This window comes from Chryseobacterium phocaeense, from assembly GCF_900169075.1.
GTDB classification, from domain to species: domain Bacteria; phylum Bacteroidota; class Bacteroidia; order Flavobacteriales; family Weeksellaceae; genus Chryseobacterium; species Chryseobacterium phocaeense.
In genome coordinates, this window is the sequence record NZ_LT827015.1 from 1,964,800 (window position 1) to 1,976,922 (window position 12,123).

The window sequence follows — 12,123 nt, forward strand, 5'->3', positions numbered from 1 at the left end:
TCTTCTAAATAAAAACAAATTTCTTTTGTTTTAATATGAAATAAATCACAAAAAAAGAGAAGCAAAAATGCTTCTCTAATTATTAAATATTTGAATTTTTAAATCTCTCAATCAAAAATTACATATGGATCGGTCTCTTTGCCGTAGCATCCAATGCTGCTTCTTTAATAGCCTCAGCATAGGTTGGGTGAGCGTGAGAGCTTCTTGCAATATCTTCAGCACTTGCACGGAATTCCATAGCAATTACACCTTCTGCGATAAGATCGGCAGCTCTTGCTCCAATGATGTGCATTCCTAAAACTTCGTCCGTTTTTTCGTCTGCAATGATTTTTACAAGACCATCAATATCACCACTTGCACGGCTTCTTCCTAATGCTCTCATTGGGAAAGAACCTACTTTGTAAGCTACTCCTTCTTCTTTTAATTGCTCTTCGGTTTTACCTACTCCGGCAACTTCAGGCCAGGTGTAAACCACACCAGGAATCAGGTTGTAGTTGATGTGAGGTTTCTGTCCCGCCAGTTGTTCTGCAACCAAAACTCCTTCTTCTTCAGCTTTGTGGGCAAGCATTGCTCCTTTGATCACATCACCAATGGCGTAGATGTTCGCTACATTAGTCTGAAGATGGTCATTTGTTTTTACTCTTCCTCTTTCGTCAAGTTCCACTCCTGCTTTTTCAAGAGCAAGACCGTCTGTATAAGGTCTTCTTCCTACAGATACCAGACAGTAATCTCCTTCTACCACAACTTCTTCTCCTTTTTTGTCCTTTGCAGTGATCTTAACGGTATCACCGTTTCTTTCAACCGCAGAGACCGCCGTGGAAAGCATGAATTTCATCCCCTGCTTTTTAAGAACTTTAGTCAATTCCTTGCTTAGAGCACCATCCATTCCCGGAATAATCTTATCCATAAACTCTACCACCGTTACCTGAGCTCCTAATCTCAAGTATACAGAACCTAATTCAAGACCGATAACTCCTCCACCGATTACTACCAGGTGCTTAGGAATTTCTTTAAGGTTTAATGCTTCTGTAGATGTGATCACTCTTTCTTTATCAAGAGAAATGAAAGGAAGTGAAGATGGCTTGGAACCTGTAGCGATAATGGTATATTTGGATTCGATGGTTTCGGAAGAACCGTCGTTTTTAGTTACTTTGATCTGAGTGGCAGATTCGAAGCTTCCCAATCCTTCAAAAACAGTGATTTTGTTTTTGCTCATCAGGTAGTTGATCCCATCTGTGTTCTGCTTTACCACTTCGTTCTTACGCTCGATCATTCTTGCGATATCAGCCTGCGGCTCATTGATAATGATTCCGTGACCTGCAAAATTGTGTTTTGCGTTTTCGAAATGTTCAGAGCTGTCTAAAAGCGCTTTTGACGGAATACATCCAACGTTAAGACAAGTTCCGCCTAAAGTTGAATATTTTTCAATAATAGCTGTTTTGAAACCTAATTGAGCTGCACGGATTGCAGCTACATAACCTCCAGGACCGGAACCGATTACGGTAACATCGAATTGACTCATTTTTTATATGAATTTATTTATTATTATCATTCTTAATTCTCACAAATTTACATATAAATTACCAAGCACCCAAGTGAGTTTTATCAAGTTTATGTATTGAAGTTAAGATTAAAAAAATAAGTACTATCTATTGGCATTGATCCATATAATTACAGCAAAAATAATCAAAGCAATTCCAAATTTAATTCCTCCCAGCATCATCAGCACAATTCCCGAAATAAGTACAGCGGTACCTGCTATATATAACAGAATACTTATAACAGAGCGGTATTTATTTTTTTGTTTTAATACTTTCTGCTGATCTGCATGGATGTCTTTCATTACTTCATCTACATCCTGTTGGTTATAACCTTCCTGAATAATTAACCGATAGATATATTTTTCATTATAATTTCCGGCAAGGTAAGTTTTGTATTTGTTATAGATTTCTTCCTTTATTTGGCTATTCATGTTTTTTTATCTGGTTATGATTTTAGTTTTTATTGTTTTATTATTTAACTTAAGTTCGGGATAAGAAATTTAAGGTGAAGTGGCTGGAAGCTGGAAGAATGAGGCTGGAAGTTAATACCAGGCACTCATATTAAACACCAGCCATAGAATTTGATAAAGCTGGCTTTAAAAATGAATATTATTTTAAAATTTTTGCTTTCAGACTTCAATAACTTCCCTCTTCTGCCTTCAAACTTCCTGACCATATGATAAAAACAGAAATCTCTTATCCCGAACTCAGGTTATTTATTTTTTTTACAGCACTCACACATTCAGTTTTCCATGACCAAACGCTCCCGTGCTCTCAAAAAAAGAGCCTCCATACACATACCATTCAAGACTTTCCAGAAATTCTACTGCATTTTCAGGGGTGATATGCGAACGATCTTTTTTGCTGACAATTCCTTTATACCATCTCCCTGATTTGGGATAATGCTCATATTCAACAAAATAGTGAATCCATATTCTCTGACAGAGTTTGCACTGCTGGATACTTACTTCTCCATATCTTCCGTTTGTGTGGTCTATTCCTAACTCAGAAGTTCTGTATTCAGTATAATTCGGGGTAGGCTTCTCACAAGCGCAACCTATTTGCTGGACTTTGTTCATTGATTTTCGGATAAAATTAAAAGGCCAAATGTAAAAATAAGAATCTATATATCCTGACAGAATTATTATGATTTCATCAAATCCAGTAAGGCTTTCTCATATTTATTCAGAATAATATCCTTGGAAAACCTGGACCGTATGGAATTTTTTATAGCATCACGGTTATAATTTCCTTGAAGCACTTTCATAATTTTCTGAGAGAAATCTTCATAATTTTCAATGTTTGAAACTTCTCCGTTTACCTGATGCTGGATGATTTCATTGATTCCCCCGGGACAGTTGTTGGCCAGAGAATAGGTTCCGCATGCTCCGGCTTCCAGAAGGACATTCGGGAAACCTTCATACCGCGAAGAAAGGATAAAAAGGTCCGCAAACTTCAAAAATTGGTACGGATTATCATGCCTGCCGTGGAAAATAACGTTTTTTAGCCCCAGAAAATCTTTCATCTGATGCAAAACTTCCCGGTCTTTTCCATCGCCCAGAATGTGCAATAAAATATTTTCATTTTTCAATCTCGAAAAGACTTTTAAAAGATTATCGAATCCTTTTCTTGAAGAGAGATTCCCGATAGCGACCACATTTTTAAAATTGTATTTAAAGCAATCAGGTTTTACGGAATGTGCCAGTTTTTCATTGATAAAATCAAAATCAACAGGGTTGTTTATTTTGATGATTTTTTTCTTCCTGATATTGAAATTATCAACAAGGTCATGCATCATATCATCGCTCTGTGCAATAATTTTCTGATAATTGTTGTAAAAATTGTAGAAAAACTTGATCTCTTTCCGGGTTACATGCTGCGTCACCACATTCGTTTCTCTTGCAATAAATTTTGTTCTCGGAAAAAGTTTAATAAATAAAGCCAGATATGCATTCACTTCACCAAAACCGGAAAAAACAATATCCGGTTTCCTGCGGTAGATTTCCCCTAAAATAGGCTTTAAGGAATGCCTGATCCTTTCCGTGTTGATATCTATGATTTCAACATCTTTTTTTAGAAAATTAAGATATCCGCCCTGTTTGCGAAGCAACAGGATTTTGGGTTCAAAACGGTCTCTGGAAAGATGATTCGCAATAGTGGTAACAATCCTTTCTGCGCCACCGGTTTCCAGATCCGGCAGAATAAATATGACAGAAATCTTTTTCATCAGTGTAAAATTAGTAAAAAGTTTTGGTAAGTTTCAAATAATGGCTGATTGATCGGTTTTAATACCATTGCAGAATTAATATTAACCACAAAAGTCACAAAAGTTTTTGAATACTTTAGTTATTTCTAAGTTTAAAAATTTTGAGAAAAGAAGTTCACGTAAGTTTTTTAAAAAAAATCAAAGATTTTTATTCATCATCCTAAAAATCTGCTTTATCTGCGAGAAATGAAAAAATTAAACCGTTAAGATTAATTTAAGCTTTTAAGAATATTAAGTTTGAACTTCGCTTATGCGCTATCACTTAAAAAAATCTTTAGATTTTTCTCTTAACTTTTCTTATCTTCTTAACTGCTCTTAATGTCTCAAGAAAATAATTTTACGCAGATTATGCAGATAAAGCAGATTTTTTTTAGACGTTAAAACTTTTAAAACATTAAACTTTGAACCTTAAATCTTAAACCGAACAACGGAAAGCAATGAATACCTCACAAGTTCGCCACAAAAAAAGCCCTTCGGTAGGAAGAGCTTTGATATTTAAAAAGAGATTGTCTTAGTTTGCTACATCACTGATGAATTTTATTCTCAGCATTCTTACTTCTTCATCAGAAAGCTCATCTCCGAATTCATCGAGAAGCACTTTCATGCTGTCGCTTTCAGATTCGGTCATGAATTCCATGAAACCGTCTACAATATCTTCATCGAAATTATCTTCAATATAATAATCAATATTCAGTTTTGTTCCCTGATAAACAATACTTTCCATTTCCTTCAAAAGTTCGTTCATGGAAAGATTCTTGGCTCTGGCAATGTCTTCGAGATCAATTTTTTTGTCGGTGCTCTGGATAATGAAAACTTTATGACTGGATTTGTTAGCCACCTGTTTCAGAACCATATCCTGAGTACGCTCGATATTATTTTCTTCAACGTATGCCCTGATAAAGTCGGCAAATTCTTTTCCGTACTTTTTGGCTTTTCCTTCTCCTACTCCGTAAATTTTCGCAATTTCTTCCAGTGAAATAGGATATTGAACGGTCATGTCCTCCAGACTGGGATCCATGAAAACCGTATAAGGCGGAATTCCATGCTTTTTGGCTACTTTTTTCCTCAGATCTTTTAATTGTCCGAACAGATTCTGGTCCAGGCCTGTACCAGCCTGCATCTGTACCTGTTCGCTTTCCGCTTTGGCCTGGCTCAGGTCAAATTCCCTGTCTTCAGCAATCAGGAATGGTTCTTTTGATTTTCCATCTAAGAAATTTCTTGCCTTTTCAGACATTTTTAAAACCCCGTAGGTTTCAATATCTTTTTGCAGAAAACCCTGAACAGTAGCCTGTCTCAGAATGGTTTTCCAGTAATTGTCTTTTTCCTCTTTCCCAAAACCGAAATGAGAAGTCTGCTCTAATTTATATGATTTCGTAACGGCATTTTCTTTTCCCATGATCACTGAGATCAGGTCCTTGGACTTGAATTTTTCTCCGGTATCCTTAATGAGTTTCAAAGCTTTATTCAGATCGGCCGTTGCATCTTTTAACTTTGGAGGATTGGAAGAATTGTCACACATATCTGCTCCTTCCCCTTTCACCGGATCAAAATTTTCACCGAAATAATATAAGATATACTGTCTTCTGCTCATTGAAGTTTCAGCATAGCCTACCACTTCATTTAAGAGCTGCAACCCGATTTCTCTTTCGGAAACAGGCTTCTGAGCAAGAAACTTTTCAAGTTTTTCAATATCTTTTGGATCGTAAAAAGCCAGGCAGTACCCTTCTCCGCCATCTCTTCCCGCTCTTCCCGTTTCCTGATAATAACTTTCCAGGGATTTAGGAAAATCATAATGGATCACAAAACGTACATCCGGCTTGTCGATACCCATCCCAAATGCAATGGTCGCGACAATCACATCTACTTCTTCCATCAGAAATTTATCCTGATTGGCCACTCTTACTTTCTGATCAAGACCTGCATGGTACGGAAGTGCATTGATTCCGTTTACCTGAAGCAGCTGGGCAAATTCTTCCACTTTTCTGCGGCTCAGACAATAGATAATTCCCGATTTTCCCTTGTGCTGATTGATAAATCTTACGATTTCCTTATCTATATTGACTTTCGGGCGTACCTCATAATACAGGTTGGGACGGTTGAAGCTTTCCTTAAATACCAATGCATCAGCCATACCCAGTGTTTTCTGGATATCATCCTGGACTTTTGGTGTTGCCGTTGCGGTTAAAGCAATCACCGGAACATCGGCGATCTTGTCGATAATTGATTTAAGGTTCCGGTATTCCGGTCTGAAATCATGTCCCCATTCTGAAATACAATGGGCTTCATCAATGGCTACAAAAGAGATTTTCACTTCTTTCAGGAAATCCAGATAATCATCCTTGATTAATGATTCCGGAGCTACATACAGGAGTTTGGTTTTTCCTGCTTTGATATCGTCAAAAACCTGTTTTGTCTGTGTCTTATTTAATGATGAATTTAATACGTGCGCCACCCCGTCATCAGATGAAAGGCCGTTTACCGCATCTACCTGATTTTTCATTAACGCGATAAGAGGTGAAACTACGATTGCGGTACCTTCTGAAATAAGTGCCGGAAGCTGATAACATAATGATTTACCACCCCCTGTCGGCATTAAGACAAATATATCCTTCCCACTTAGTAGGTTTTCTATGATTTGTTCCTGCTGGCCTTTAAATGTAGAAAACCCAAAATACTTTTTCAATTCGCCTGATAAATTGGCTTTTTTTGCACTCATCTAATTTTCTATTGCTAAATTTGCATCCAACCCAAAGTTATAAAAATTCTGCTTAAAATAAAAGCGAACGAATTTATAAAAAATAAAACTTATATTAAATATTCTTTTTTAAATATAACGTTTTTCAGGGGATTTTTTGTATACCTTATACTTATAAAATGGAAAGAGCCGATATTATTTCAATTGCTAAAAGCACTTTGGAGATAGAAATTTCAGAACTTGAAAAATTAAAGAACAGAATTGATGAAGATTTTGCCAAATCAGTTGAAATTATTCATTCCGCAAAGGGGAAATTAATTGTTGTAGGAATAGGAAAATCTGCCCACGTGGGCAATAAAATTGTGGCAACATTGAATTCTACCGGAACTCCCTCCCAGTTTTTGCATGCTTCGGAAGCGATACACGGAGACCTTGGCGTGATTCAGAAGCAAGATGTGGTACTCTGCATTTCCAATTCCGGAAACTCTCCCGAAATAGCCAACCTTGTTCCTTATTTAAAAGACTATTCTTCCGCTCTTATTGGAATGACCGGGAATAAAAACAGCAAACTGGCAGAGTTCTCTGAAATTGTCCTGGACACTCACGTAGACGTTGAAGCCTGCCCGAATAAACTGGCACCCACAAGCTCTACCACCATACAGATGGCGCTGGGCGATGCTTTAGCCGTAGCTTTAATGGAACTGAATGATTTCAGGGAGAATGATTTTGCTAAATTCCATCCCGGAGGAAGTCTGGGGAAAAACCTGGTTTCGAAAGTAGATCAGTTTTTATCGCCGCAAAAGCCACAGGTAGAAGAAAACGCTCCGGTAAGGGATGTCATTATCTCGATCAGTGCATCCAGCCATGGAATCACGGTGGTTACTCACGAAGAAAAAATCATCGGGGTTATTACCGACGGGGATTTACGGAGAATGCTGATGAAAGGAGATGATATCACTACAATCCAGGCAAAAGACATCATGTCTGCCCATCCTAAAACGATTGAAAAAGATACATTGGCGAAAGAGGCTATGAAAATTTTAAAAGAAAATAACATCGGCCAGCTCATCGTCACCGAAAACGGAAATTACTTCGGGATTATTGACCTGCACACCCTGCTTGATGAAGGGATCAATTAATCTTTTCAAATCATTGCAATATATAAATCAATCAGGCGGTATCCATCAATACCGTCTGTTTTTTTTCTGAAAATCAGGTTTAAAAATATTTGCGGGTTCAACTTCAATAAAATCCGCGTCAATAATTCTGAATACTGATTATTATTTCATAATTTCGCAGACTTAAATAGCCGGTCTCACCGGATCTGCTACCTGAATAGACTCTAGTACTATGGACGAAAAAAAAGAAATGTCCTTTTTGGGACATATTGGAGAATTAAGAGGTCATCTTGTCCGTTCAATTATTGCCATAATAATTGTTGCAATAGCCGTAGGATTCAATATCAACTGGATCATGGACCATATCTTTTTTGGGCCTACGAGAAATGATTTTCCAACTTTCAAGGTAGTCAATCATTTTTCAAGAATGCTTTTAGGGGAAGACAGTATCAAGCTTCCGAAAGAATTCCCCGTTCGTGTACAAAGACTTTATCAGCAGTTCAATGTAATGATGGCTGTGTCTGTTTTCGGTGGTATCGTAGGTGCTTTTCCTTATATTGTGTGGGAATTGTGGCGTTTTATCGGGCCGGCGCTCCATCCTAAAGAAAGAAAGAATTCCATATTTATTATCAATGCGGTGTGGATCCTGTTTATGACCGGAGTTCTATGCGGTTATTTCCTGATTCTTCCGTTTGCCGTTAATTTCGGGGTGATCTTCAAAATCTCCGACATCATTATTCCACTTTATGATTTAAGTGATTATACCACTCTGTTTTTACAGGTGATTTTGGGAATGGGAGTTATTTTCCTCTTCCCTATTCTGATTTATTTCCTTACCAGCATAGGGATCCTTACGCCTATGTTTATGAAAACCTACCGTCGTCATGCTATTGTTCTGATTATGGTGGTAGCCGCTATTATTACCCCTGCAGATGTTTTGAGTATGCTGATGGCAGCTTTTCCTCTGCTTGTTCTTTATGAGATCAGTATTATCATGTGTTCCTTTACCTATAAGAAGGTTCAGAAGGCAGCCGGAAATTTACCTGTAGTACAGAAATAAATATGGTAAAATTGCAAAAAGGCTAACAGACTTTTTTGCCTATTCGCCTATTCGCCTATTCGCCTATTCGCAAAATTACGATTCAGTCAGCTAAATAACTTTTAGCAGAAAGTTTCTTTATTCAGTACATTGATTCAATATATTATTAAAGATTGAAAAAGTCTTTAACAGGATTCTTTATTGATGTAGTTAAAAAAATACTTTTTATAAAAATTTATCCAATCTTATAAATAATAAATTATTAAAGAATTAAATAACTTAAATATTTGATTAATAGTATTTTTTTCACAAAACTAACTTAAAAATGTACAATTAAAAACACATAAAACAATTTACTAAATATTGATATAATACTAAATAATCCTATATTTGCTTAAACGATATATAGAAATTTTTATGAAAAAGAGAATTATTCTTGTTTGTGCATTAGCTTCAAGTTTTATTGGGTTACATGCACAAAACTGGGAGCCCGTAGCTCAAAAAGTTGCGCCCGTAAGGAAGGAAGTCAATGTACTCTATTCTTATAAGGTAGACGTGAACTCCATCAGAGCACTTTTAAAAAATGCACCTGAAGCAGGAAACGGAGCCAGTCCGGTAATTATTTCCTTACCTACGGCCGATGGAAAAATAGAAAGATTTTCAGTATACAGCGCTCCTGTAGTTGAAAAATCTATGGCAGACCGTTATGAGCTGGGGGCTTATTCAGGGATCGGAATAGACAACCCGCATAAGCAGATCAGATTCAGTACGGCGCCAAATGACTTCCAATCCATGCTTTTTGACGCTACTACAGGAAAATACGAGTTTATTGAACCTATCAATAAAGAAAAAGATGTGTATGGCGTATTCTTCAAATCCAATAAAACGCAAGGCGGAAAACCTTTTGAATGTACAACAGCTGAGCCTGAACATTCAAAAAAACAGATAAGCAACTTAATTCAGTCTAAAAACGTTCTGGGTTCAGGAAGTTTCAATAAAAGCAATGACCTTAAATACAGAACTTACAGATTAGCCATCTCCGTAAATGGTGAATATACTCAGCTTGCAGGAGGCGTTCCCGGTGCAGCTACCCGTATCAATGCTACTATGGCAAGAGTAAACGGGGTCTTTGAAAAAGATTTTGGTATTCATATGAATGTTCTGGATCTTCCTCAACTGATCTTCCCGGATGCTAACACAGATCCCTATTCCCCTGTAATTAACAGTGGCGGTGGAAATTATAGTGCTCCGTCAGCATGGAATCTTCAGGTTCAGCAGGCCATTACTGCTGCTATAGGAAATAATGCCTATGATATTGGCCATTTCTTCGGACACAGAGGCGGTGGCGGAAGTGCCGGTGATGTTGGAAATGTATGTAGAAATCCTGCTAATAACAATGACGCCACATCAAAAGGAGCGGGAATTACTTCTCCATTAATCGTAGACCAGCCTTTCGGAGATACCTATGATATTGATTTTGTAGCTCATGAAATTGGCCACCAGTTCGGAGGGGCGCACACCATGTCGCTTGCTCAGCACGGTGCCCATATGGAACCGGGATCAGGATCTACCATTATGGGATACGCCGGTATCACCAATGCCAATGTTCAGATGAATTCCGATGCTTACTTCCACGTAAAAAATATTGAAGAAGTACAGGCTTATGTAAATTCCCAGGATTGCGGTACCGTTACTACGATCACCACCAATACTGCACCTGTTATTCAGCCCCTGGCCAGCAGAACGATTCCAAAAAACACGGCATTTGTCCTGACAGCTGATGCTGCCGATGCCCAAAATGACCCGATGACTTATACATGGGAACAGTATGATCTTGCTCAGGCTACTTTCGGAGCTGTAAGTGCTACCCGCAGACATGGAGCTAATTTCAGATCTGTAATGCCTTCTGCATCCCCTTCAAGATATTTCCCTCTTCTTACGACAGTTCTTAACGGTTCTGTTTCAAATGTGGCCGGCTGGGAAACTGTTTCAACGGTTCCTAGAGGAATGAGATTCAAAGTAACCGTAAGAGACAACAACCCTGATGTTACAAAACAACAGACTCAGAGCGAAAGAATCAATCTGGAAGTAGGAAATGAAGGTCCATTCAAAGTAACTTCAACGAATGTTTATAATAATACAGCCGGAGCGATCACCTGGGACGTAGCCAATACCAACAACAGTACGTATAATGTGCAGAATGTTAAAATTGACTACACAACCAATAATGGAGCAACCTGGACCGTAATTACCCCTTCTACTCCAAATGACGGAGCTGAACCATTTATGTTCACCGGACTGGCTAACGGTTCCGCTGTGAAGATCAGGGTAAGTGCGATTAACAATGTATTCTATGCCATTGGTAATGCAACAGTGAGTGCCAACTCTTCGGCATGTTCTACCGTAGAGCCTACAGGAATTGCTGTTTCGGGAATAACTATGTCTTCGGCCAATATCAACTGGGCTGCACTTCAGGGAAGCCAGTACACCATCCGATACAGAAAAGTAGGAGCTCCTACCTGGATTTCCGCTACGGTAACGGCTAACTCATCTTTCCTTTCAGGACTGGATAATGCTTCACAGTATGAATACCAGATAGCCAACATCTGTGGTTCTACCACCGGAACATTCTCTGCAGTGGCTAACTTTACGACATTAGGTTATACATTGTGTAGCAACGCCTCTGCCAGTCCTGCGGACGAATTTATTTCAAATGTTACGGTAACTCCTGTCGGACAAACTCCAATGTCAAATGCGAGTGCCGGTGCAGCATATACCAACTATGCAACTGACCCTTCCAAACTGATTACCCTTACACAAGGTTCTACCGGTAATACCGTGAGTATTACAAAACAGTGGACAGCCGATCAGTATAATGACGGGGTAACGGCATGGATAGACTTCAACAGGGATGGAAACTTCTCTGCTTCTGAAATGATCCATACCAGCGCAGCCAATATTGTTACACCGGTTTCAGCAACATTTGCAGTACCGGCGGATGCTTATGCAGGACCTCTGAATACAACAATGAGAGTTATCCTTACCTATGATGACCAGCCAACCAGCGGATGTTCCATCTTCGCTTACGGGGAAGTTGAAGATTATGCGGTAAAAATTCTTCCTCAGGCATTAGGTACCAGCGATGTAGTGAAAGACGATATCTCTGTACAGATTTATCCTAACCCGGCTTATGATGTTCTGAATGTGACTAATATTTCTTCCCAGGCACAATTCAGCATCTTTAATATGGCAGGACAGTCTGTAATGAACGGTACTGTTTCCGGTCAGAAAATCCCGGTAGCTAAATTAAGCACAGGAGTATACGTTATTACGATTGAGGACAAAGGAACTGTTTCAAAACTGAAGTTCATTAAGAAATAAACCTTTTATTCTATAATCTCAGAGCCCGGCTAAAAGCCGGGCTTTTTATTTTGGTTTTTATCAGTTATCCGTGTCATTCTAAT

At 38.4% G+C, this 12,123-nt stretch carries 8 protein-coding genes; 3 read left to right on the plus strand and 5 right to left on the minus strand.

The window, feature by feature from the left end; all coding sequences use genetic code 11:
* Nucleotides 1-118: 118 nt before the first annotated feature.
* From lpdA to recQ, 5 genes are all read right to left on the minus strand, one after another.
* A complete protein-coding gene (gene lpdA, locus B7E04_RS15730; RefSeq protein WP_080779471.1) occupies nt 119-1,522 on the minus strand; it encodes a dihydrolipoyl dehydrogenase in 1,404 nt (467 codons plus the stop codon).
* 123 nt (nt 1,523-1,645) lie between these two features.
* Nucleotides 1,646-1,972, minus strand: coding sequence for a hypothetical protein (locus B7E04_RS15735; protein WP_080779472.1), 327 nt, complete (start codon nt 1,970-1,972; stop codon nt 1,646-1,648).
* Between the two features lie 303 nt (nt 1,973-2,275).
* Nucleotides 2,276-2,620, minus strand: coding sequence for a hypothetical protein (locus B7E04_RS15740; protein WP_080779473.1), 345 nt, complete (start codon nt 2,618-2,620; stop codon nt 2,276-2,278).
* A 65-nt stretch (nt 2,621-2,685) separates the two neighbouring features.
* Nucleotides 2,686-3,768, minus strand: a complete 1,083-nt coding sequence (locus tag B7E04_RS15745) for a glycosyltransferase (protein ID WP_080779474.1) — start codon at nt 3,766-3,768, stop codon at nt 2,686-2,688.
* A 550-nt stretch (nt 3,769-4,318) separates the two neighbouring features.
* Nucleotides 4,319-6,523: a DNA helicase RecQ gene (recQ, locus tag B7E04_RS15750; protein ID WP_080779475.1), complete on the minus strand. Its 2,205-nt coding sequence runs from the start codon at nt 6,521-6,523 to the stop codon at nt 4,319-4,321.
* A 158-nt stretch (nt 6,524-6,681) separates the two neighbouring features.
* Here recQ and B7E04_RS15755 point away from each other — a divergent pair, with 158 nt between their 5' ends.
* From B7E04_RS15755 to B7E04_RS15765, 3 genes are all read left to right on the plus strand, one after another.
* Nucleotides 6,682-7,641, plus strand: a complete 960-nt coding sequence (locus B7E04_RS15755; RefSeq protein ID WP_080779476.1) for a KpsF/GutQ family sugar-phosphate isomerase — start codon at nt 6,682-6,684, stop codon at nt 7,639-7,641.
* A gap of 211 nt (nt 7,642-7,852) precedes the next feature.
* Entirely contained in the window at nt 7,853-8,680 is an 828-nt protein-coding gene (gene tatC, locus B7E04_RS15760; protein WP_062647481.1) for a twin-arginine translocase subunit TatC, read from the plus strand.
* A 396-nt stretch (nt 8,681-9,076) separates the two neighbouring features.
* Nucleotides 9,077-12,040 (plus strand): reprolysin-like metallopeptidase, encoded by a 2,964-nt coding sequence (locus tag B7E04_RS15765; RefSeq protein WP_080779477.1) that lies wholly within the window; start codon nt 9,077-9,079, stop codon nt 12,038-12,040.
* The last annotated feature ends 83 nt before the right edge of the window (nt 12,041-12,123 follow it).